Source organism: Sulfitobacter sp. W002 (assembly GCF_025142135.1).
GTDB classification, from domain to species: Bacteria; Pseudomonadota; Alphaproteobacteria; order Rhodobacterales; family Rhodobacteraceae; genus Sulfitobacter; species Sulfitobacter profundi.
This window is the reverse complement of record NZ_CP081126.1, coordinates 3040743-3065000: the sequence shown is the minus strand read 5'-3', so window position 1 is coordinate 3065000 and position 24258 is coordinate 3040743. Positions and strand designations below refer to the sequence as shown.

The window sequence follows — 24258 nt, the reverse complement described above, 5'->3', positions numbered from 1 at the left end:
AAGGCCCCTAATTCATGGCTAAGTGGGAAAGCAGGTGAGACGACCAAAACAACCAGGAGGTTGGCTTAGAAGCAGCCATCCTTTAAAGATAGCGTAACAGCTCACTGGTCTAAATAAGTTGTCTTGCGGCGAAGATGTAACGGGGCTCAAGCCATGAGCCGAAGCTGAGGATGCATTTATTGCATGGTAGCAGAGCGTAGTGTGACATAGTTCCATGTGTCCTTATCGTCCCTCGGGACGTATTGGACACAAGGAGCTTTCTGTGAAGCTGGCGCGTGAGCGATCCGGTGGAGAGATCACTAGTGAGAATGATGACATGAGTAGCGACAAAGAGTGTGAGAGACACTCTCGCCGAAAGTCCAAGGGTTCCTGCTTAAAGCTAATCTGAGCAGGGTAAGCCGACCCCTAAGGCGAGGCCGAAAGGCGTAGTCGATGGGAACCAGGTTAATATTCCTGGGCCAGATGGAAGTGACGGATCTCGAGGGTAGTTCATCCTTATCGGATTGAATGGGCTGCTTAGAGGTCCCTGGAAATAGCTCCATCGCTAGATCGTACCCTAAACCGACACAGGTGGACAGGTAGAGAATACCAAGGCGCTTGAGAGAACTATGTTGAAGGAACTCGGCAAAATACCTCCGTAAGTTCGCGAGAAGGAGGCCCGGTTTCTAGGCAACTAGAGGCTGGGGGCACAAACCAGGGGGTGGCGACTGTTTATTAAAAACACAGGGCTCTGCGAAGTCGCAAGACGACGTATAGGGTCTGACGCCTGCCCGGTGCCTGAAGGTTAAAAGGAGGGGTGAGAGCTCTGAATTGAAGCCCAGGTAAACGGCGGCCGTAACTATAACGGTCCTAAGGTAGCGAAATTCCTTGTCGGGTAAGTTCCGACCTGCACGAATGGCGTAACGACTTCCCCGCTGTCTCCAACATAGACTCAGCGAAATTGAATTACCGGTCAAGATGCCGGTTACCCGCGGTTAGACGGAAAGACCCCGTGCACCTTTACTACAGCTTCACACTGGCATTAGGCCGAACATGTGCAGGATAGGTGGTGGGCTTTGAAACCGAGACGCCAGTCTCGGTGGAGCCTCCCTTGAGATACCACCCTTGTTCTGCTTGATGTCTAACCGCGGACCGTTATCCGGTTCCGGGACCCTGTGTGGCGGGTAGTTTGACTGGGGCGGTCGCCTCCTAAATCGTAACGGAGGCGCGCGAAGGTTGGCTCAGAGCGGTCGGAAATCGCTCGTTGAGTGCAATGGCAGAAGCCAGCCTGACTGCGAGACTGACAAGTCGAGCAGAGTCGAAAGACGGCCATAGTGATCCGGTGGTCCCAAGTGGGAGGGCCATCGCTCAACGGATAAAAGGTACGCCGGGGATAACAGGCTGATACTGCCCAAGAGTCCATATCGACGGCAGTGTTTGGCACCTCGATGTCGGCTCATCTCATCCTGGGGCTGGAGCAGGTCCCAAGGGTACGGCTGTTCGCCGTTTAAAGAGGTACGTGAGCTGGGTTTAGAACGTCGTGAGACAGTTCGGTCCCTATCTTCCGTGGGTGTAGGATACTTGAGAGGAGTTGCCCCTAGTACGAGAGGACCGGGGTGAACGATCCACTGGTGGACCAGTTGTTATGCCAATAGCAGTGCTGGGTAGCTATGATCGGACAGGATAACCGCTGAAGGCATCTAAGCGGGAAGCCCCCCTCAAAACAAGGTATCCCTGAGAGCCGAGGTAGACCACCTCGTCGATAGGCCAGAGATGTAAGCGTGGTAACACGTTCAGTTGACTGGTACTAATTGCTCGATAGGCTTGATTTGATCCAGTAGAAGCAAGACTGCTTAACTGGGCAAAAGCATACACATACAATCAGTTGTACATGACTTGGACAAAAACACGCTTTGCGCTCCAATGGAGACGGTGCGGGAACGGGCATCCTACGGATACCCTGCCTCCCGCCGTCGCTCTGCTGCGCAGAGCGCTGTATCAGGAATTTATTTGGTTTGGTGATCATAGCGCGAGCAAAACACCTGGTCCCATCCCGAACCCAGCCGTTAAGTGCCGTAGCGCCGATGGTACTGCGTCTTAAGACGTGGGAGAGTAGGTCATCGCCAAACCTAATAAGTTCCTGATATTAAGTATCTCTCGACGATGAACAGAATAACAAAACCGCCGCAGCTATAAAGCTGCGGCGGTTTTGTGCTTGGGGGGGTAAACCGCTATGCCCAAGAACTGTCCATTTTCCGCCCTGCAGGGGGCGCAATAGATCGGTAACTCTTTCGCAACTGCCTAAAGAGATCGATAAGATGACCCCCACAGATAAGCTTGCCCCTTCGTCAGCATCTGAACTGGACCCCACCGCGCTGTCTGCGATACAAAACGTGATGGCGGATGGGCATGAGGGCGGGAATGCGGGCACCGCGATGGATGCGCCGCAGCCCCAAGCCAAACATCGGCAGTCCGGACGCAATGCCTTTCCCGAGCTGCCGGAGCCAGAGGTGGCCAAAGCTAAATCCAAAAGACGTTTGCCGCTCAAGATGCCCAAGAAACGACCGTCGCCTCGGGCGGTGATGCTGAGCCTGCTCGCGCTCGCTGTGATTCTGCGGCCTTGGTTGGTGCTGGGCGTGGTTTTCATCGCGGTGTCTGTCACGCTTGGGGTTTTTCTGGCCCTTGGTTATGACGGGTTTTGGGGGCGCGCCTTAGCGCTTGGGCGCTGGTATGCCGCGCGGCGGCCGGAGCGGGCGGCGGCGCTTCATGCGCGTTTGGACGCTTTTGCGATGAAATGGGATGCGGTGCTTGATCGCTTTCCCGAAGGGACGGTCGACGGTCTCTATCTGCCGGACTTTGGCGAAATGGCAGCGGCTGACACCCGCCACGACGAGGCCCTCGATCGCCGGTTTGACAGTCTGCGCAACTCCGAAGCCTAGGCCGCACGCGATGGTGTCTTGAAACTAGGGGGCGGACCCGTTACATCCGCCCAATCGGGCAACAAGGAAAGATGTCATGGCCACCACCAATCCGCTTCAGTTCATCCAGCAGGTTCGTACCGAAGTTGCCAAGGTTGTTTGGCCGACCAAGCGCGAAGTGATGCTGACCACTGTGATGGTCTTTATCCTTGCCGCGCTAACAGCGGTTTTCTTTGCAATTGTCGATATCCTGATCCGCGGCGGCTTGCAGCAGATCCTTGGGATGTTCGGCTAAGCATCGCCCGCTCGGGTGAATTTATCTTTACACCCTTGAAACCTGCGTCTACGCGGGCTATTGCGCAGACCTGACCTGAAAAGGGGCGTGCGGCGATTCGAGTTGCGCGCCGATTTTTTGTTCAGATGTTGCGGGGCCGAGGCTCCGTGTGATTGACGAATTTACATGCCGGGGCAGCCCGCATGGCAAGACAGGGACCAGAGTTCAGATGGCAAAACGGTGGTATTCGGTCAGTGTCCTGTCGAACTTCGAAAAGAAGATCGCCGAGCAGATCCGCGCATCCGTGGCCGAGCAGGAACTTGAAGACCAGATTGATGAAGTGCTGGTGCCCACCGAAGAGGTGATCGAGGTCCGGCGCGGCAAGAAGGTGACAACCGAGCGTCGCTTCATGCCCGGCTATGTGCTGGTGCATATGGAAATGTCCGACGCGGGCTATCACCTGATCAACTCGATCAACCGCGTCACCGGTTTCTTGGGCCCGCAGGGCCGCCCGATGCCGATGCGTGATGCCGAGGTTCAGGCGATCTTGGGTCGCGTGCAGGAAGGCGAAGAAGCCCCACGCACGCTGATTCACTTCGAGATCGGTGAAAAGGTCAAGGTTGCCGATGGCCCGTTCGAGGACTTCGACGGCATGATTGAAGAGGTCGACGAGGACAACCAGCGCCTCAAGGTGTCGGTCTCGATCTTTGGCCGGGAAACCCCGGTCGAATTGGAATTCACTCAGGTCAACAAGCAGATCTGAGTGTGAGGCGGGGTTCGCCCCGCCGTCTCGGTGCCCAAGGGTGCCGGTCATTGTGGGAGGCGAGGGCGCCGCGGCGCCTCACCCGGACCACGCAACGAAGATCCCGCGGGGCGCGCCCCAAGGGTGTTGAAAGGAGAATGGTCAGATGGCCAAGAAACTCGTCGGTACGATGAAGTTGCAAGTTAAAGCGGGTCAAGCAAACCCGTCCCCGCCCGTTGGTCCGGCTCTCGGTCAGCGCGGCATCAACATCATGGAATTCTGCAAGGCGTTCAACGCCAAGACCGCAGACATGGAGCCGGGCGCACCGTGCCCCACCGTGATCAGCTACTATCAGGACAAGTCCTTCACGATGGACATCAAGACGCCCCCGGCGTCCTACTACCTGAAGAAAGCTGCCAAGGTGAACTCCGGCGCGAAAACGCCGAGCCGTGAAACCGTCGGCACCGTGACCACCAAGCAGCTGCGCGAGATCGCAGAAGCAAAAGCCGCCGACCTGTCCGCGAACGACGTGGAAGCGGCGATGAAAATCATTCTGGGCTCTGCCCGGTCCATGGGCATCGAGGTGAAGTAAGATGGCAAAACTTGGAAAACGCACCCGCGCCGCCCGTGAAGCCTTTGCTGGCAAAGAAGAGATCACCGTTGAAGAAGCGGTAAGCCTCATCAAAGCAAACGCAAACGCGAAGTTCGACGAAACCATCGAGATCGCCATGAACCTCGGTGTTGACCCACGCCACGCAGACCAGATGGTCCGCGGTGTTGTCGGCCTGCCCAACGGCACCGGCAAAACCATGCGCGTTGCTGTCTTCGCCCGTGGCGCGAAAGCTGAAGAAGCCGAAAAGGCTGGTGCAGATATCGTTGGCGCAGAAGACCTGATGGAAACCGTGCAGTCCGGCAAGATCGACTTTGATCGTTGCATCGCGACACCCGACATGATGCCGATCGTTGGCCGTCTGGGTAAAGTGCTTGGCCCCCGTAACCTGATGCCGAACCCCAAGGTTGGCACCGTGACCATGGACGTCGCTGACGCCGTGAAAGCGGCCAAGGGCGGTGAAGTACAGTTCAAAGCCGAAAAGGGCGGTGTCGTCCACGCAGGCGTTGGCAAACTGTCCTTCGACGAAGCCAAGCTGGCCGAAAACATCCGTGCCTTCGTTGGCGCGGTGTCCAAAGCCAAGCCTGCCGGTGCCAAAGGCACATATATGAAAAAGATCAACCTGAGCTCCACAATGGGCCCGGGCGTGTCGGTCGCTGTCGAGAACGCAACCGCCGAGTGATCCAGTGGGGTGGGGGCCAGTCTCCCACCTTACGACCCGAGATTTGGCGGCTTCGGCCGTCAGATACGCAAGGACCAAAAGATCGGTCCGCGCGTCTGTCCGAGACGGAGGGTTTGGGCCGCGGCCTGAATAATTCCTTCCTGAGATGGGAAACCGGAAAAATTCTGCCCTCGGGCGGTTTTGGCCGGGACCCTGACATTGGACCCGAATGGGATGCAGAAGATCGCATCCTGAACTGAGCCGGGGGGCAACCCCCAAATTTGGAGTGAAACTGTGGATAGAGCACAAAAAGAACAGCTGGTCGACGAACTCGGCCAGATCTTTGAAAGCTCTGGCGTCGTTGTGGTTAGCCACTACGTCGGTTTGACAGTTGCCGAAATGCAGGACCTTCGGGCGCGCGCACGCGCTGCTGGTGGGGCCGTGCGTGTTGCCAAAAACAGGCTCGCCAAGATCGCCCTTGAGGGCAAGCCATGCGAAAGCATCGCTGACCTTCTGACGGGTATGACCGTTCTGACCTATTCTGAGGATCCTGTGGCTGCGGCCAAGGTTGCTCAGGAATTCTCCAAGGAAAACCCAAAGCTGGTGATCCTCGGTGGTTCCATGGGTGAGAACGCGTTGGACGCCGCTGGTGTCGAAGCCGTGTCGAAAATGCCTTCGCGGGAGGAGCTTATCTCCACCATCGCGGGCATGCTCGGCGCACCTGCTTCGAACATCGCCGGGGCCATTGGCGCACCTGCAAGCAACATCGCATCCATCTTGTCCACGATCGAGGACAAGGCGGCTGCGTAAGGCATATCGTCAAGCCGGCGCTCGGGTTGAACACGCGCGTTGGAACACACATATCGTAACGGAAAGAGCTAAACATGGCTGATCTGAAAAAACTGGCAGAAGACATCGTTGGTCTGACTCTGCTTGAAGCACAAGAACTGAAAACCATCCTGAAAGACGAGTACGGCATCGAGCCCGCCGCTGGCGGCGCAGTGATGATGGCTGGTCCTGCTGATGGCGGCGCTGCCGAAGAAGAAAAGACCGAATTCGACGTCGTTCTGAAGAACGCCGGCGCATCCAAGATCAACGTGATCAAGGAAGTCCGCGGCATCACAGGTCTCGGCCTGAAAGAAGCCAAAGACCTGGTCGAAGCCGGTGGCAAGATCAAAGAAGGCGTCGACAAAGCCGAAGCCGAAGACATCAAAGGCAAGCTGGAAGCAGCTGGCGCCGAAGTCGAGCTGGCCTAAGCCAAAGGTGCGCGGCAACGTGCACCACGCATGAACAAGGGCTGGACGGGAGTTTTCCTGTCCAGCCTGACCTGTTTTGACGAATGTTCTAGCTCGGAGCATTTCTCTGGAGAGGTCCATGGTCGGAAGGGATGCAGTGGGACGCATTCCAAGAATTGACCCGGATTTTCCGCTCTTATGGGCGCGCACCACGGCCCCGGTGGTTGATGCGCTCGGCAAGAGACACGAAAGGTGACACGACACATGGCACAATCCTTCCTTGGCCAGAAACGTCTGCGTAAATATTACGGCAAAATCCGCGAAGTGCTGGAGATGCCGAACCTCATCGAGGTTCAGAAATCCTCTTACGATCTGTTCTTGAATTCCGGCGACGCCGAGACCCCCACCGATGGTGAAGGTATCACAGGCGTTTTCCAGTCGGTTTTCCCGATCAAGGATTTCAACGAGACCTCCGTGCTTGAATACGTCAAGTACGAGCTGGAAAAACCGAAATACGATGTTGAGGAATGTCAGCAGCGTGACATGACCTACAGCGCGCCGCTCAAGGTGACGCTGCGCCTCATCGTGTTCGATGTAGACGAAGATACCGGCGCCAAGTCGGTCAAGGACATCAAAGAGCAAGACGTGTTCATGGGCGACATGCCCCTGATGACGCCGAACGGCACCTTTGTCGTCAACGGCACCGAGCGTGTGATCGTATCCCAGATGCACCGCTCCCCGGGCGTGTTCTTTGACCACGACAAGGGCAAGACCCACTCTTCGGGTAAGCTCCTCTTCGCTTGCCGCATCATCCCCTACCGCGGCTCTTGGCTGGATTTCGAATTCGACGCCAAAGACAACGTCTATGCCCGGATCGACCGCCGCCGCAAACTGCCTGTGACGACCTTGCTCTATGCCCTTGGGCTGGACCAAGAGGCGATCATGAACGCCTATTACAACACGGTCACCTACACGCTGGAGAAGAACAAGGGCTGGGTTGCACCCTTCTTCCCCGACCGTGTGCGCGGCACCCGTCCGACCTATGACTTGGTTGATGCGGCCACTGGCGAAATTCTGTTCGAAGCCACAAAAAAGGTCACGCCTCGGGCCGTCAAAAAGCTGCTCGACGAAGGCAAAGTCAAAGAACTGCTGCTGCCCTTCGATCACATCGTTGGCAAGTTTGTCGCGCGTGACATTATCAACGAAGAAACCGGTGCGATCTACGTCGAAGCCGGTGACGAGTTGACGCTGGAATACGACAAAGACGGCACGTTGATCGGCGGCACCGCGAAAGAGCTTATCGACGCGGGCATCACCGAGATTCCGCTGCTGGACATCGACAACGTCAACGTCGGCCCCTACATGCGCAACACCATGGCGATGGACAAGAACATGAACCGCGACACCGCGCTCATGGACATCTACCGCGTCATGCGCCCGGGCGAGCCGCCCACCGTTGAGGCCGCTTCCGCGCTCTTTGACACGCTGTTCTTTGATAGCGAACGCTATGACCTCTCGGCTGTTGGCCGCGTGAAGATGAACATGCGTCTGGCGCTTGATAAGCCTGACACACAGCGCACGCTGGACCGTGACGACATTGTCGCTTGTATCAAAGCGCTTGTTGACCTGCGCGATGGCCGTGGCGACATCGACGACATTGACCACCTCGGCAACCGTCGTGTGCGTTCGGTCGGCGAATTGATGGAGAACCAGTACCGCGTTGGCCTGCTGCGCATGGAACGTGCGATCAAAGAGCGGATGTCCTCCGTCGAGATCGACACCGTGATGCCGCAAGACCTGATCAACGCCAAGCCAGCCGCGGCTGCGGTGCGTGAATTCTTTGGCTCTTCGCAGCTGTCGCAGTTCATGGACCAAACCAACCCGCTCTCCGAAGTGACGCACAAGCGTCGTCTCTCTGCGCTTGGGCCGGGCGGTTTGACACGTGAGCGTGCGGGCTTTGAAGTGCGCGACGTTCACCCGACCCACTATGGTCGGATGTGTCCGATTGAAACGCCGGAAGGGCCGAACATTGGTCTGATCAACTCGCTGGCCACCTTTGCCCGCGTGAACAAATATGGCTTCATCGAAACGCCTTACCGCGTTGTCAAAGACAGCACCGTCACCGACGAAGTGCACTACATGTCCGCGACCGAGGAGATGCGCCACACTGTGGCTCAGGCGAACGCCAACCTCGACGAGAACATGAAGTTCGTCAACGAACTGGTCTCGACCCGTCAGTCCGGCGACTACACGCTGGCCCCGACGGAAAACGTGGACCTGATCGACGTTTCGCCCAAGCAGTTGGTCTCGGTCGCTGCATCGCTGATCCCGTTCCTCGAAAACGACGACGCCAACCGCGCTCTCATGGGCTCGAACATGCAACGTCAGGCGGTTCCGCTTCTGCAAGCTGAGGCGCCGCTTGTCGGCACCGGCATCGAAGAAGTTGTGGCACGCGATTCCGGGGCGGCCTACACGGCACGCCGCGCGGGTATCATCGACCAAGTCGATGCGTCGCGTATCGTGATCCGGGCCACCGAAGACCTTGAGCTGGGCGACGCGGGTGTGGACATCTACCGCATGCGCAAGTTCCAGCGCTCGAACCAGAACACCTGCATCAACCAGCGTCCGCTGGTGAAAGTGGGTGAGAAGGTCACCAAGGGTCAGGTCATCGCCGATGGTCCGTCCACCGATATGGGGGAACTGGCGCTCGGCAAGAACGTCGTCGTCGCCTTCATGCCGTGGAATGGCTACAACTACGAAGACTCCATCCTGATCTCCGAGCGGATTTCCCGTGACGACGTCTTCACCTCGATCCACATCGAGGAATTCGAAGTCGCCGCGCGTGACACGAAGCTTGGGCCAGAAGAAATCACCCGCGACATCCCCAACGTCGGCGAGGAAGCCCTGCGCAACCTCGACGAAGCCGGTATCGTGTACATCGGTGCGGACGTAGAGCCGGGCGACATCCTTGTGGGTAAGATCACACCGAAGGGCGAAAGCCCGATGACGCCGGAAGAGAAGCTTCTGCGCGCCATCTTTGGTGAGAAAGCCTCTGACGTGCGCGACACCTCGTTGCGTGTGAAGCCGGGCGATTTCGGCACGGTTGTCGAAGTGCGCGTCTTCAACCGTCACGGTGTTGAGAAAGACGAGCGTGCGCTGCAGATCGAGCGTGAGGAAGTCGAACGTCTGGCCCGTGACCGGGACGATGAGCTGGCGATCCTCGACCGCAACATCTACGCGCGTCTCAAGGATATGATCCTTGGCAAAATCGCCGTCAAAGGCCCGAAAGGCGTGAAGGCGAACAGCCAGATAACCGAGGAACTGCTGGAAACGCTGACCCGTGGTCAGTGGTGGCAGCTGGCCCTTGAGGACGAGGATGACGCGAAGATCGTCGAAGCCCTCAACGAGCAGTACGAGATCCAGAAACGGACCTTGGATGCGCGTTTTGAGGACAAGGTCGAGAAAGTCCGTCGTGGTGACGATCTGCCCCCGGGTGTGATGAAGATGGTCAAAGTGTTCGTAGCGGTGAAGCGTAAGCTGCAGCCGGGCGACAAGATGGCCGGTCGTCACGGGAACAAGGGTGTGATCTCGAAAGTGGTGCCGATGGAGGACATGCCGTTCCTCGCCGATGGTACCCCGGTCGACTTCTGCCTTAACCCACTGGGTGTGCCGTCGCGTATGAACGTCGGTCAGATCCTCGAAACGCATATGGGTTGGGCCGCACGCGGTCTGGGCCTCAATGTCGACGAGGCGCTGCAAGAGTACCGCCGTTCGGGTGATCTGACCCCAGTTCGCGAAGCGCTGAGCTTGGCCTATGGCGATGATGTCTACGAAGAAGGCATCAGCGGTATGGACGAAGACACGCTGCTCGAAGCGGCTGGCAACGTGCGCCGCGGCGTGCCAATCGCCACGCCGGTCTTCGACGGTGCCAAGGAAGCGGACGTGAACGACAGCCTCAAGCGGGCCGGGTTCGACACCTCCGGTCAGTCGGTGCTGTTTGATGGTCGTACAGGTGAGCAGTTTGCCCGCCCCGTGACTGTCGGCGTCAAGTACCTGCTCAAGCTGCACCACTTGGTGGACGACAAAATCCACGCTCGTTCGACAGGGCCGTACTCCCTCGTCACACAGCAGCCGCTGGGTGGTAAGGCACAGTTCGGTGGCCAGCGCTTTGGTGAGATGGAGGTCTGGGCGCTTGAAGCCTATGGCGCCGCTTACACATTGCAGGAAATGCTGACCGTCAAGTCGGACGACGTCGCGGGCCGGACCAAGGTCTATGAAAGCATCGTCAAGGGCGAGGATAACTTCGAAGCGGGCATTCCAGAGAGCTTTAACGTTCTCGTCAAGGAAGTGCGCGGCCTCGGCCTGAATATGGAACTCCTGGATGCGGAGGAGGATGAGTGACGCGGTAAACGGGATTTTTTAATAATCCCGGCCCGTTTTCTTTAAAAGAAAACGGGTCCGGTCCCTCCCAACGCACCCCTTTCAAGGATTTGAAAATGAACCAGGAACTGACAAACAACCCGTTCAACCCGCTGACGCCGCAAAAGGCGTTTGACGAAATCAAGGTCTCTTTGGCCTCGCCCGAGCGGATCCTCAGCTGGTCCTTCGGCGAGATCAAAAAGCCGGAAACCATCAACTACCGGACGTTCAAGCCAGAGCGTGACGGCCTGTTCTGCGCGCGTATCTTTGGCCCGATCAAAGACTACGAATGTCTCTGCGGCAAATATAAGCGGATGAAGTATCGCGGCGTTGTCTGCGAGAAATGTGGTGTCGAAGTGACGCTGCAAAAGGTCCGCCGTGAGCGCATGGGCCACATCGAACTGGCGTCGCCCGTCGCGCATATCTGGTTCCTCAAGTCGCTGCCGTCGCGCATCGGCCTGATGCTGGACATGACCCTGCGTGATCTGGAACGTGTTCTCTACTTTGAGAACTATGTCGTGATCGAGCCGGGCCTCACCGATCTTCAATACGGTCAGATGATGACCGAAGAAGAGTACATGGACGCCCAAGACGCCTATGGCATGGACGCTTTCACCGCCAATATCGGTGCCGAAGCGATCCGTGAAATGCTGGCCGCCATCGATCTGGAAGCCGAAGCCGAGACCCTGCGCGCTGATCTGAAAGAGGCGACAGGCGAGCTGAAGCCCAAGAAGATCATCAAGCGTCTGAAAGTGGTTGAGTCCTTCCTCGAGTCGGGCAACCGTCCTGAGTGGATGGTCATGACCGTGATCCCGGTGATCCCGCCAGAACTGCGCCCGCTGGTGCCGCTGGATGGTGGCCGTTTTGCGACGTCTGACCTGAACGACCTGTACCGCCGCGTGATCAACCGGAACAACCGTCTGAAGCGTCTGATCGAACTGCGCGCGCCTGATATCATCGTCCGCAACGAAAAGCGGATGCTGCAGGAATCCGTCGACGCTCTGTTCGACAACGGCCGCCGTGGCCGCGTCATCACGGGTGCCAACAAGCGCCCGCTGAAGTCGCTCTCGGACATGCTGAAAGGTAAACAGGGTCGCTTCCGTCAGAACCTTTTGGGTAAGCGCGTCGACTTCTCGGGCCGTTCGGTCATTGTGACCGGCCCGGAGCTGAAGCTGCACCAATGTGGTCTGCCCAAAAAGATGGCGTTGGAGCTGTTCAAGCCGTTCATCTACTCGCGTCTGGAGGCCAAAGGTCTGTCCTCCACCGTGAAGCAGGCGAAAAAGCTGGTCGAAAAAGAGCGTCCCGAGGTTTGGGACATCCTTGATGAGGTGATCCGCGAACACCCCGTCATGCTCAACCGCGCGCCGACGCTTCACCGTCTTGGCATTCAGGCGTTTGAGCCCGTTCTGATCGAGGGTAAAGCGATCCAGCTTCACCCGCTGGTCTGCTCGGCCTTTAACGCTGACTTTGACGGTGACCAGATGGCCGTTCACGTGCCGCTCTCGCTGGAAGCCCAGCTTGAAGCGCGTGTTCTGATGATGTCCACGAACAACGTTCTGTCGCCTGCAAACGGCGCACCGATCATCGTGCCATCGCAGGATATGATCTTGGGTCTCTACTACACGACCCTTGAGCGCCAAGGTATGGTTGGCGAAGGCATGGTCTTCGGCTCCGTCGACGAGGTGCAGCACGCCCTCGACGCCGGTGCGGTTCACCTGCACTCGAAAATCAAAGCGCGGATCAAACAGATCGACGCCGAAGGCAACGAAGTGATGATGCGCTTCGACACGACCCCCGGTCGTATCCGTCTTGGCGCGCTGCTGCCGCTGAACGCGAAAGCGCCGTTTGATCTGGTCAACCGACTGCTGCGTAAGAAAGAAGTGCAGCAGGTCATCGACACCGTCTACCGTTATTGCGGTCAGAAAGAGTCGGTTATCTTCTGTGACCAGATCATGACCATGGGTTTCCGCGAAGCTTTCAAAGCGGGCATTTCCTTCGGCAAAGACGACATGCTGATCCCCGACACCAAATGGCCGCTGGTTGAAGAAACCCGTGAGCAGGTGAAGGACTTTGAACAGCAGTACATGGACGGCCTGATAACTCAGGGCGAAAAGTACAACAAAGTCGTTGATGCATGGTCGAAGTGTAACGACAAGGTCACCGACGCGATGATGGGCTCCATCTCTGCCACCACGTACCACGAGAATGGCTCCGAGAAAGAGCCGAACTCGGTCTACATGATGGCCCACTCCGGTGCCCGTGGCTCGGTCACGCAGATGAAGCAGCTGGGCGGGATGCGCGGCCTGATGGCGAAGCCAAATGGCGACATCATCGAGACGCCGATCATTTCGAACTTTAAAGAAGGCCTGACCGTTCTTGAGTACTTCAACTCGACACACGGTGCGCGGAAAGGTCTGTCGGATACCGCTCTGAAAACAGCGAACTCCGGTTACCTGACACGCCGTCTGGTGGACGTGGCCCAGGACTGCATCGTGCGTGAGCATGACTGCGGGACCGAAACCGCGATCACTGCCGAAGCGGCTGTCAACGACGGTGAGGTTGTCTCCTCGCTGGCCGAGCGTCTGCTGGGCCGTGTTGCGGCGGATGACATTCTGGTGCCGGGCACCGAGGATGTTCTGGTGCCCGCAGGTTCGTTGATCGACGAGCGCATGTCGGATGCCATCGACGAAGCCGGGGTGCAGTCCGCACGGATCCGCAGCCCGCTGACCTGTGATGCCGAAGAGGGTGTCTGCGCCATGTGCTATGGCCGTGACCTTGCACGCGGTACGCTGGTTAACCAAGGTGAGGCTGTCGGCATCATCGCGGCCCAGTCGATCGGTGAACCCGGTACTCAGCTGACGATGCGGACCTTCCACATCGGCGGCGTTGCGCAGGGTGGTCAGCAGTCCTTCCTCGAGGCCAGCCAGTCCGGCAAAATCGTGTTCGACAATGCGCAGACGCTTGAAAACAGCGCCGGTGAAATGCTCGTCATGGGCCGGAACATGAAACTGTCGATCGTCGATGAGAACGGCGATGAGCGCGCCAGCCACAAGATCGGCTACGGCACCAAGCTTCACGTCAAGGAAGGCGACAGCGTGGCACGCGGCGACAAGCTGTTCGAATGGGATCCCTACACCCTGCCGATCATCGCCGAAAAACCGGGTATGACCAAATACGTCGACCTTGTTTCGGGCATCGCGGTCAAAGAAGACACCGACGAAGCAACCGGCATGACCCAGAAGATCGTGATCGACTGGCGCGCGGCCCCCAAGGGCAACGAGCTTAAGCCCGAGATCATCTTGGTGGGTGAAGATGGCGAACCGGTCCGCAACGATGCGGGCAACCCGGTGACCTATCCGATGTCGGTGGATGCGGTTCTGTCCGTTGAGGACCAGACCGAGGTTCAGGCCGGTGACATCATCGCGCGTATCCCGCGTGAAGGTGCCAAGACCAAGGACATTACCGGTGGTCTGCCGCGTGTGGCCGAACTCTTTGAGGCACGTCGCCCCAAAGACCACGCCATCATCGCGGAAATCGACGGCTATGTCCGCTTTGGCAAGGACTACAAGAACAAGCGCCGCATCGCGATCGAAAGCTCGGATGATCCGGACGTGAAGGTTGAATACATGGTACCCAAGGGGAAACACATCCCCGTTGCCGAAGGCGACTTCGTGCAGAAGGGTGACTACATCATGGACGGCAACCCCGCGCCGCACGACATTCTGGCGATCATGGGCGTCGAAGCTCTGGCTGAATACATGATTGACGAAGTGCAGGACGTTTACCGCCTGCAGGGTGTGAAGATTAACGACAAACACATCGAAGTCATCGTGCGTCAAATGCTGCAGAAGTGGGAAATCCAGGAAAGCGGCGACACCACGCTGCTTAAGGGTGAACACGTCGACAAGCAGGAGTTTGATCAGGCCAACGAAAAGGCGCTGTCGAAGGGTGGCCGTCCTGCCAAGGGCGAACCGATCCTGCTGGGCATCACCAAGGCGTCGCTGCAGACCCGCAGCTTCATCTCGGCCGCGTCCTTCCAGGAAACAACGCGCGTGCTGACCGAAGCTTCGGTTCAGGGCAAGCGGGACAAACTGGTTGGGCTGAAAGAGAACGTCATCGTGGGCCGTCTGATCCCGGCCGGCACTGGTGGGGCGACCCAGCAGATGCGCAAAGTGGCGACAGACCGCGACAACGTCGTGATCGAAGCGCGCCGCGAAGAAGCCGAAGCCGCCGCCGCACTGGCAGCACCTGCGGCCTCCGCGGATGATGACATCGTCGGTGGCGATGTGTTCAACACGCCGGTCGGTGACGACGAGAGCCGCGATTGATCGCCGCTCTGACCTGACAATCAAAAGCCCCCGCAGTGAAAGCTGCGGGGGCTTTTTTATGCGCGGTGCCCCAGCATTGATTGCACATTGCCAGCGAGATGGCCGGGAATTTGCCGCCGTAGCCTTACATCCGCCACATAGTGGCAATAGGTTTGCGAAAGCTTAACCGTCGTAAGGTTCTTCAGATGACGTCTCGCATTCTACATATCGACGATGATCCGATCATTCTGGAATTGGTAAAGATGATCTTTTCCGACGACAGATCGCTGACCTTTGTCTCTTGCCTGAACGCCCGCGATGCGCTGGCGGTGGTGAATGACCTGAAGCCCGATTTGATCATCAGTGATATCTCCATGCCCGATATGGGCGGTTTGGAATTGGCGCATCGCTTTGGCGAAAACCCCGACATTGCCGGCACGCCAATCATTTTTCTCAGTGGTCGTACCCGCGATCTGGAGGTCTATGACGCCTTCCGAGATCTCGCCGCCACGGTGATGCAAAAACCCGTTGAGCCGGGACTGCTGCGCAGCACGGTCCGGAACCTGCTGGCCAGTCAGCAACAATCGGTGGCGCAGGCGTCTAGCCAGTAACGCTCTGCGGCAAAGCGGCGCTCTAGGCGCCTGCTGACCGTCATCTGCTGTCGGTCCCGTGGCCGAGCACAAGCCGCCGTTCTTGACAGCCCCCGTGCCCGCTGCCAGTCATTCGGGAGCGGCACCGATATAAGCCGCACCATTTTTCCCGGAGCGCTTTCATGTCCCCCAATACCATCGGCGCATTGCTGATGATCGCCTCGATGGCTTGTTTCACGTTTAACGATACGTTGCTTAAAATGACTGACGGGGCACTGCCGCTGTTCCAGCTCCTCTTCCTGCGGGGGGCAACAACGTCGCTATTGATCCTTGCCCTCAGCCGTCAACTGGGGCGCATCGATTTTCGGCTTGAGGCGCGGGACTGGCGGGTGATCGGCCTCCGCTCTGTGGCCGAGATTGCAGCGGCCTATTTCTTTCTCACGGCGTTGTTCAACATGCCTTTGGCCAATGTCACCGCGATTCTTCAGGTGGTGCCGCTCTCGGTCACGTTGGCCGCGGCACTGGTGTTGCGGCAGGCGGTAGGCTGGCGGCGGCTGGTGGCGATTGGGATCGGTTTCTGCGGTGTCTTGCTGATTGTGAAGCCGGGAGCTGAAGGGTTTAACATCTGGTCAATCTACGTGCTGATCGCGGTGCTCTGCGTGACGGTCCGTGATCTTTCAACCCGCGCCCTGTCACCTGCGGTGCCCTCGATGACGGTCACATTAATCACCGCGCTGTCGGTGATGACGGCGGCGGGGCTCGCATCACTCAGTGCGCCGTGGGCGCCGGTGACACCTTCGCTGGCAGTGCTGATTGGCGGGTCCGGCGTTTTCGTGCTTGGCGGCTATTTTTTCTCGATCCAGGTCATGCGGGTGGGCGACGTCGCCTTTGTGGCGCCGTTCCGCTACACAGGCCTGCTGTGGGCGCTGCTGCTGGGCTGGTTCATCTTTGGCGATTGGCCGGGCACCCTGACCTTGATCGGCGCGGGCATTGTTGTGGCCACGGGGGTCTTCACCCTCTACCGCGAACGCGCCCTGAAAATTCAAGCCGAGAAGGTCCGGCGCACCTGATCTGCGTCGATGGCAAAGCGTGTTCGAAACAGCGCTTCGCCTTCGGCATTCAGTGGGGCCACGTCCACATGCCGCGCAAGCCCTTGGCGCGAATCGTTCGATCCGTTGTGGCTGCGCACGAACATCGCCGCGTCGGGCAGGCTGACGCAGGGCATGAAGCGCGGCAGTTTCTCATGGGCGAAGTTCATGATCGTGACCGGACTGCCGCCCTTCACATACATCGCCAAGGCAGCCACATTAAGGGGGCGAAACACTTCCGCCGCGCGAATGCCGTCCTGCCCGAACTCCGCGATATACCCTTTGGGCCAGTCGAAAGCGACCGAGCGTTGACCCTCCAAAAGCCCCGCGCTGTCCTCAACCGCACGCCGCAGCCGGGCAATGAAATCCACGGAGACCGCATCGTCATCGTCATAGCGGAATTGCAGGCACGGCTCTTTGGGATTGATCCGCGCGGCGTTCAGCACCTCTTTCATCACCTCGCGATGCTGGCGGGGCGGCTCGCGGTGGATCACCGCCTGAGGCAAGTCGGAAAGGAGCGATTCGAGGCGGCGGGCGTGGTGGTCCGGGAACTGGTCGCCGATCACGAAAACGAGTGAGAAATCCGGGTCTGTCTGGGCCTTGAGGCAGGGCAGGGCGACGGTCTCGAGCAGACGGAACCGCTCTTCGAGCCGAGCTTCGTCATAGAGGTAGGCGATGCGCTCCTCGGTGGTGTCGTGCCCCACCTGAAATCCACCAAGGGCGGGGTAAGAAAAGCGGCACAGGCCGATGGCTTGCATGGTATTGCCCCTCAAGGATAACTTCGACGAATATGGCGACAGGGGGCGGCCGCTGGCAAGGGGGCTCGGCAAGGCAAAGGGCAGATGGCGCAGCCCGAGCACGCGATGGCACGCTCTCGGCGGTGCCGGGCCGGGCGGTGCTGTTGACAGGCCCCGCGCAACGCTCTATACGCCCGCTATCTCGGAGGCGGAGGCCGCTCTGCCAGTCCGAACTCATAACTGAAGTGGTCACGATCCGGCCTACTACTGGCCCGATCCTCTGTTAACCCACCGCGTCGTTTTCCTCGGTACGGGAACGTTGCGGTCATTTTGCTTTGTGGACGCATGAAGTAACCGAATTTAGCCGCATGGGGGATCCCCCGTGTACAAAATCTGAGCGATACGGGGATATATCCGGAATGCCAACGATCCAACAGCTGATCCGCAAGCCGCGGCAGCCGAAAGTCAAACGTTCGAAATCCATGCACCTGCAGGAGTGCCCGCAAAAGCGCGGCGTCTGCACACGGGTTTACACAACGACACCCAAAAAGCCGAACTCGGCCATGCGTAAGGTTGCCAAGGTGCGCCTGACCAACGGTTTCGAAGTCATCTCTTACATCCCGGGCGAGAGCCACAACCTTCAGGAACACTCCGTGGTTCTGATCCGCGGCGGTCGTGTAAAAGACCTTCCGGGTGTGCGTTACCACATCCTGCGCGGTGTTCTTGATACGCAGGGCGTTAAAGACCGTAAGCAGCGTCGTTCGAAGTACGGCGCGAAGCGTCCGAAGTAATCTCGCACAGGTGGGGCACGGCCCCGCCTTTCCACCCGATGTTCGGTGGGGCAGCGCCCCACCACCCGCCAAGAGGAAGACACTGACATGTCACGCCGCCACGCCGCTGAAAAACGCGAAGTCCTGCCAGACGCCAAATACGGCGATCTGGTTCTCACCAAATTCATGAACAACCTGATGATCGACGGCAAGAAATCTGTCGCCGAGCGCATCGTCTACAACGCGATGACCCGCGTCGAAGACAAGATCAAACGCGCCCCGATCGAAGTGTTCCACGAAGCGCTTGAAAACATCCAGCCGTCGGTCGAAGTTCGTTCGCGCCGCGTTGGTGGTGCCACCTATCAGGTACCGGTCGAAGTGCGCCCCGAGCGTCGTCAGGCGCTGGCGATCCGCTGGTTGATCAAAGCCGCCCGTGCGCGTAACGAAAACACCATGGAAGAGCGCCTTGCAGGCGAGCTGCTGGACGCCGTTCAGTCCCGTGGTACCGCTGTTAAAAAGCGCGAAGATACGCACAAGATGGCCGACGCGAACAAAGCGTTCAGCCACTACCGCTGGTAATTTCAACGTCGCGCCCGGTTTCGGGCGCGATCTGTTCGTACTGACATTTTCGAGGAAGCAGCCCCATGGCACGCGACTATCCGCTCCAACGCTACCGCAACTTCGGCATCATGGCTCACATCGATGCCGGCAAAACCACCTGTTCCGAACGCATCCTGTTCTACACCGGCAAATCCCACAACATCGGTGAGGTGCATGACGGCGCCGCAACGATGGACTGGATGGAGCAGGAACAAGAGCGCGGCATCACCATCACCTCCGCCGCGACGACCACGTTCTGGCAGCGCCAGGAAGAGCCCACAGCCGATGCGACATCCGACACCAAGTTCCGGATGAACATCATCGACACCCCTGGCCACGTTGACTTCACCATCGAAGTTGAGCGTTCGCTGGCGGTTCTCGACGGCGCGGTTGCCGTTCTCGACGCCAACGCCGGTGTTGAGCCGCAGACCGAAACCGTTTGGCGTCAGGCTGACCGCTACAAGGTTCCGCGTATCGTGTTCGTCAACAAGATGGACAAAATCGGCGCGGACTTCTTCAACTGCGTTCACATGATCAAAGACCGTACCGGTGCCACACCGGCGCCGATCCAGATTCCGATCGGTGCAGAGAACGAGCTGGAAGGCATCGTTGATCTGGTCACCATGAAGGAATGGGTCTGGTCCGGCGAAGATCTGGGTGCTGGCTGGGAACAGCGCGACATCCGTGACAGCCTGAAGGACACCGCTGACGAATGGCGTGCCAAGCTCATCGAGACCGCGGTCGAGATGGACGATGAGGCGATGGAAAACTACCTGATGGATGGCGCCGAGCCTGACGTCGACACCCTGCGCGACCTGATCCGCAAGGGCACGCTGGCAATCAAGTTCATCCCCGTTCTCTGTGGTTCTGCCTTCAAGAACAAAGGTGTTCAGCCGCTCTTGAACGCCGTGATCGACTATCTGCCCAGCCCGCTGGACGTTGTCGACTACATGGGCTTCAAGCCGGGCGATGAGACAGAAACCCGTAACATCCCGCGCCGCGCGGATGATGACATGGCGTTCTCTGGCCTTGCGTTCAAAATCATGAACGACCCCTTCGTTGGTTCGTTGACCTTCACCCGCATTTACTCGGGCGTGCTGAAGAAGGGCGATACCCTTCTGAACTCGACCAAGGGCAAGAAAGAGCGCGTCGGTCGTATGATGATGATGCACTCGATCAACCGTGAAGAGATTGAAGAAGCCTATGCGGGCGACATCATCGCGCTGGCCGGTCTGAAAGACACCACCACAGGTGACACGCTCTGTGCCGCCAACGATCCGGTGGTTCTGGAAACCATGACCTTCCCCGATCCGGTGATCGAGATCGCGGTAGAGCCGAAAACCAAGGCCGACCAGGAAAAGATGTCTGCAGGTCTGGCCCGTTTGGCCGCCGAAGACCCTTCTTTCCGCGTCGAAACCGATCTGGAATCCGGTCAGACCATCATGAAGGGCATGGGCGAACTTCACCTCGACATCCTGGTGGACCGTCTGAAGCGCGAATTCAAAGTTGAAGCGAACATCGGTGCGCCGCAGGTGGCATACCGTGAGACGATCAGCCGCGAAGCCGAAATCACCTATACCCACAAGAAACAGTCGGGTGGTTCGGGTCAGTTCGGTGAAGTTAAGATGATCCTGATGCCGACCGAGCCGGGCGAAGGTTACTCCTTTGAGAGCCGCATCGTCGGTGGTGCCATCCCCAAGGAATACATCCCGGGCGTGGAAAAAGGGATCAAGTCGGTTCTGGACTCCGGTCCGCTGGCGGGCTTCCCGGTCATCGACTTCAAGGTTGCTCTGATCGACGGTAAATTCCACGACGTTGACTCCAGCGTTCTGGCCTTCGAAATCGCCGCCCGTATGGGTATGCGCGAAGGCATGAAGAAAGCTGGCGCGAAACTGCTGGAACCGATCATGAAGGTCGAAGTTGTGACACCGGAAGAGTACACCGGTGGCATCATCGGTGACCTGACATCCCGTCGGGGTCAGGTGCAGGGTCAAGACACGCGCGGCAACGCCATCGCGATCGACGCCTTCGTACCGCTGGCCAACATGTTCGGCTACATCAACACGCTGCGTTCGATGTCTTCCGGTCGTGCGAACTTCACCATGCAGTTCGACCACTACGAGCCTGTGCCGCAGAACATCTCCGACGAGATTCAGGCCAAATTTGCATAACCGGGATGGCGGGGTGAACCCCGCCCTACCCAATCTGTAGGGTGGGTTTTTAAGCCCACCACCCAACATCTAAAGGAGCCAACACCATGGCAAAGGCAAAGTTTGAACGTAACAAGCCACACGTCAACATCGGCACAATCGGCCACGTTGACCACGGTAAAACCACGCTGACCGCGGCGATCACCAAATACTTCGGTGACTTCCAAGCGTATGACCAGATCGACGGCGCGCCCGAAGAAAAGGCCCGCGGCATCACCATCTCGACCGCACACGTTGAGTATGAGACCGAAGCACGTCACTACGCCCACGTCGACTGCCCCGGCCACGCTGACTATGTGAAAAACATGATCACCGGTGCGGCTCAGATGGACGGCGCGATCTTGGTTGTGAACGCGGCCGACGGCCCGATGCCCCAGACGCGTGAGCACATCCTGCTCGGCCGTCAGGTTGGCATCCCCGCCATGGTCGTCTTCATGAACAAAGTTGACCAGGTTGACGACGAAGAGCTGCTTGAGCTGGTTGAGATGGAAATCCGCGAGCTGCTGTCTTCCTACGACTACCCCGGCGACGACATCCCCGTTGTGCCCGGTTCCGCTCTGGCGGCGATGGAAGGCCGTGACGAGAACATCGGCGAAAACGCGATCCGCAAGCTGATGGAAGAAGTCGACAACTACATCCCAACACCAGAGCGCGCTGTTGACCAGCCGTTCCTGATGCCTGTCGAAGACGTCTTCTCGATCTCTGGTCGTGGTACCGTTGTGACCGGCCGTGTTGAGCGTGGCGTGATCAACGTTGGCGACGAGATTGAAATCGTCGGCATCCGCGACACCAAGAAAACCACCTGCACAGGCGTGGAAATGTTCCGCAAGCTGCTGGACCGTGGTGAAGCTGGCGACAACATCGGCGCGCTGCTGCGTGGCGTTGAGCGTGACGGCGTTGAGCGCGGTCAGGTTCTCTGCAAGCCCGGTTCCGTGAACCCGCACACCAAGTTCGAAGCCGAAGCCTACATCCTCACCAAAGAGGAAGGTGGCCGTCACACGCCGTTCTTCGCGAACTACCGTCCGCAGTTCTACTTCCGTACAACTGACGTGACCGGCACCGTTCAGCTGGCAGAAGGCACCGAGATGGTCATGCCCGGCGACAACGTGTCCTTCGGCGTTGAGCTGATCGCACCGATCGCCATGGAAAACGGCCTGCGCTTCGCGATCCGCGAAGGTGGCCGGACTGTTGGCGCCGGTGTTGTGTCGAAGATCACTGAGTGATCATAGGCGGACCTTCGGGTCTGACCTGTAAGAAATCGAAAGGCCGCAGCATCTGCTGCGGCCTTTTGCTTTGTCAGGGTGGTCTTGGCGGCCCACCTGACTATGCTCGGCCCGTACCCCAATAGCCGGAGCCGACATGACCAATACCCGCCGCGCCATTTCTAACCTGCCCACGCCTTGTGCCTTGCTGGGTGAGCGGCGCATGATGCGCAACATCGACCGGTTGGCAAAGCGGGCCGAGGGGCTGGGCGTGACCCTGCGCCCGCATCTTAAAACGTGCAAATCATTAGATGTGGCGCAGCGGCTGCTGACTGGTGGCGTCGGCCCCGCGATGGTGTCGACCCTCGCCGAGGCAGAGGTTTTCGCCAAAGCCGGTGTCACGGATATCACCTATGGCGTTGGCATCGCCCTCAACAAACTCGACCGTGTGCTCGCTTTGTTGCGACGCGGCTGCCGCCTGACTGTACTGGTAGATAACGCGCCGCAGGCCCGCGCCGTGGCCGAGGCGTCGCGGGCGGCGGGCCTTCCTATTCCAGCCTTGCTGGAGATCGACAGTGATGGGCACCGCAGCGGGCTCTCGCCCGATGATCCGGCGCTTGTTGAAATCGGGCGGTTGCTGGATGAGGGCGGGACGGAACTCGCCGGGGTGTTGACCCATGCGGGGGAAAGCTACGGCGCGGTCGGGCAGGCGGCGCAGACACGCTTTGCCTGCGCGGAACGCGATGCGGCAGTGCATGCGGCGGCGCATTTGCGCGGCGCGGGATTGCCCTGTCCGGTCGTAAGCGTCGGCTCTACGCCCACGGCCCATGCCGCGGCCGACCTTACCGGCGTGACCGAACTGCGCGCCGGGGTTTATGTCTTTTGCGATCTGGTCATGGCGGGGATCGGGGTGTGCGAGATTGATGATCTAGCGCTTTCGGTGCTGACCTCGGTGATCGGCGCGCAAAAGGACAAGGGCTGGCTGATGGTTGATGCGGGCTGGATGGCGCTGTCTCGGGACCGGGGCACGGCGGCGCAGGCGGTGGATCAGGGGTATGGGGTGGTCTGTGATGTCGAGGGGAATGTGTTGCCCGATTTGATCGTGGCGCAGTGCAGTCAGGAACATGGGACGATCGCGGCCCGCCCGGGCTCGGGGGCGGAGGTGCCGGATCTGGCGCCGGGGACGTTGCTGCGGATACTGCCCAACCATGTTTGCGCGACGGCGGCGCAACATGAGGGGTATCATGTGCTCGATGAGGAGGGGAATGTGACGGGCTATTGGGAGCGGTTTGGGGGGTGGTGAGGCTGCTAGGGGGCGAACGCTGGCCGAGTTGATAGGCTCGACCGGGTTGGGGTTGAACGCGGGCGGGGTGCGCTGTCACGCCGTGACCGGCATGACCTTGCGCACTGGTTCTAAAAACCCGGGGGTTTTTAGAACCCTCTTGCTCCCCGAACCGATTCCCCCTATAGGACGCCCATCACCGGGGTGCGTCAGACGCGCCCCGTTTGATTTAATACCATGGCGCGATGAGGGGGCCGGATGAGCCTGCTTCCTCCAATCCGTTAGAATCCCAAAACAAGGGATATGCATATGGCCGTTCAAAGCCAGAACATCCGCATTCGCCTCAAGGCGTTTGACTACCGGGTGCTCGATGCCTCCACTCAGGAAATCGTCAGCACCGCCAAGCGCACAGGCGCTTCGGTTCGCGGTCCCATTCCGCTGCCGAACAAAATCGAAAAATTCACCGTTCTTCGTGGTCCCCACGTTGACAAGAAATCCCGTGACCAGTTCGAAATCCGCACGCACAAGCGTCTGCTGGATATCATTGATCCGACCCCCCAGACCGTGGACGCGCTGATGAAGCTCGACCTCGCCGCTGGCGTGGATGTCGAGATCAAGCTGCAATCGTAAGCCG

18 protein-coding genes and 2 rRNA genes (1 of these 20 cut by a window edge) are annotated in these 24258 nt (G+C 58.9%); 19 read left to right on the top strand and 1 reads right to left on the bottom strand.

Annotated elements, in window-relative coordinates; translation table 11 throughout:
- From K3758_RS15170 to K3758_RS15110, 13 genes are all read left to right on the top strand, one after another.
- Positions 1 to 1811: ribosomal RNA gene (locus K3758_RS15170) — 23S ribosomal RNA — on the top strand (it extends 1023 nt beyond the left edge of the window).
- A gap of 182 nt (positions 1812 to 1993) precedes the next feature.
- Positions 1994 to 2108: ribosomal RNA gene (rrf, locus tag K3758_RS15165) — 5S ribosomal RNA — on the top strand.
- 189 nt (positions 2109 to 2297) lie between these two features.
- A complete protein-coding gene (locus K3758_RS15160) occupies positions 2298 to 2918 on the top strand; it encodes a hypothetical protein (protein ID WP_259946362.1) in 621 nt (206 codons plus the stop codon).
- 76 nt (positions 2919 to 2994) lie between these two features.
- Positions 2995 to 3192: a preprotein translocase subunit SecE gene (gene secE, locus K3758_RS15155; protein ID WP_007118815.1), complete on the top strand. Its 198-nt coding sequence runs from the start codon at positions 2995 to 2997 to the stop codon at positions 3190 to 3192.
- Between the two features lie 208 nt (positions 3193 to 3400).
- On the top strand, positions 3401 to 3934 hold the full coding sequence (gene nusG / locus K3758_RS15150; protein ID WP_007118816.1) for a transcription termination/antitermination protein NusG: 534 nt from the start codon (positions 3401 to 3403) through the stop codon (positions 3932 to 3934).
- 145 nt (positions 3935 to 4079) lie between these two features.
- Complete coding sequence (gene rplK / locus K3758_RS15145) at positions 4080 to 4505, top strand: 50S ribosomal protein L11 (RefSeq protein ID WP_067622128.1); 426 nt, start codon at positions 4080 to 4082, stop codon at positions 4503 to 4505.
- Position 4506: 1 nt separating this feature from the next.
- The gene (gene rplA / locus K3758_RS15140) at positions 4507 to 5205 is read left to right on the top strand and encodes a 50S ribosomal protein L1 (protein WP_067622131.1); all 699 of its coding nucleotides are present in this window, start codon (positions 4507 to 4509) and stop codon (positions 5203 to 5205) included.
- 273 nt (positions 5206 to 5478) lie between these two features.
- Entirely contained in the window at positions 5479 to 5994 is a 516-nt protein-coding gene (gene rplJ, locus K3758_RS15135; protein ID WP_007118819.1) for a 50S ribosomal protein L10, read from the top strand.
- 74 nt (positions 5995 to 6068) lie between these two features.
- Entirely contained in the window at positions 6069 to 6440 is a 372-nt protein-coding gene (gene rplL / locus K3758_RS15130; RefSeq protein ID WP_067622135.1) for a 50S ribosomal protein L7/L12, read from the top strand.
- 243 nt (positions 6441 to 6683) lie between these two features.
- On the top strand, positions 6684 to 10820 hold the full coding sequence (rpoB, locus tag K3758_RS15125; protein WP_259946358.1) for a DNA-directed RNA polymerase subunit beta: 4137 nt from the start codon (positions 6684 to 6686) through the stop codon (positions 10818 to 10820).
- Between the two features lie 95 nt (positions 10821 to 10915).
- Complete coding sequence (rpoC, locus tag K3758_RS15120; protein ID WP_259946357.1) at positions 10916 to 15166, top strand: DNA-directed RNA polymerase subunit beta'; 4251 nt, start codon at positions 10916 to 10918, stop codon at positions 15164 to 15166.
- A 185-nt stretch (positions 15167 to 15351) separates the two neighbouring features.
- Complete coding sequence (locus K3758_RS15115) at positions 15352 to 15756, top strand: two-component system response regulator (protein ID WP_259946355.1); 405 nt, start codon at positions 15352 to 15354, stop codon at positions 15754 to 15756.
- A 161-nt stretch (positions 15757 to 15917) separates the two neighbouring features.
- Positions 15918 to 16805, top strand: a complete 888-nt coding sequence (locus K3758_RS15110) for a DMT family transporter (protein ID WP_259946353.1) — start codon at positions 15918 to 15920, stop codon at positions 16803 to 16805.
- Here K3758_RS15110 and K3758_RS15105 read toward each other — a convergent pair.
- Complete coding sequence (locus tag K3758_RS15105; RefSeq protein ID WP_259946351.1) at positions 16778 to 17581, bottom strand: putative rhamnosyl transferase; 804 nt, start codon at positions 17579 to 17581, stop codon at positions 16778 to 16780. The two genes, K3758_RS15110 and K3758_RS15105, sit on opposite strands and share 28 nt — an antisense overlap.
- A gap of 398 nt (positions 17582 to 17979) precedes the next feature.
- Here K3758_RS15105 and rpsL point away from each other — a divergent pair, with 398 nt between their 5' ends.
- From rpsL to rpsJ, 6 genes are all read left to right on the top strand, one after another.
- Positions 17980 to 18351, top strand: a complete 372-nt coding sequence (gene rpsL / locus K3758_RS15100; protein WP_007118826.1) for a 30S ribosomal protein S12 — start codon at positions 17980 to 17982, stop codon at positions 18349 to 18351.
- An 87-nt stretch (positions 18352 to 18438) separates the two neighbouring features.
- Entirely contained in the window at positions 18439 to 18909 is a 471-nt protein-coding gene (rpsG, locus tag K3758_RS15095; RefSeq protein WP_067267956.1) for a 30S ribosomal protein S7, read from the top strand.
- A gap of 65 nt (positions 18910 to 18974) precedes the next feature.
- Positions 18975 to 21101 carry an elongation factor G gene (gene fusA / locus K3758_RS15090; protein WP_259946344.1) on the top strand — a complete coding sequence of 709 codons (2127 nt, stop codon included), beginning with the start codon at positions 18975 to 18977 and terminating at the stop codon, positions 21099 to 21101.
- An 86-nt stretch (positions 21102 to 21187) separates the two neighbouring features.
- The gene (gene tuf, locus K3758_RS15085; protein ID WP_067622157.1) at positions 21188 to 22363 is read left to right on the top strand and encodes an elongation factor Tu; all 1176 of its coding nucleotides are present in this window, start codon (positions 21188 to 21190) and stop codon (positions 22361 to 22363) included.
- Positions 22364 to 22499: 136 nt separating this feature from the next.
- The gene (locus K3758_RS15080; protein ID WP_259946342.1) at positions 22500 to 23645 is read left to right on the top strand and encodes a DSD1 family PLP-dependent enzyme; all 1146 of its coding nucleotides are present in this window, start codon (positions 22500 to 22502) and stop codon (positions 23643 to 23645) included.
- 288 nt (positions 23646 to 23933) lie between these two features.
- Entirely contained in the window at positions 23934 to 24254 is a 321-nt protein-coding gene (gene rpsJ, locus K3758_RS15075) for a 30S ribosomal protein S10 (RefSeq protein WP_067267998.1), read from the top strand.
- Positions 24255 to 24258 lie beyond the last annotated feature (4 nt).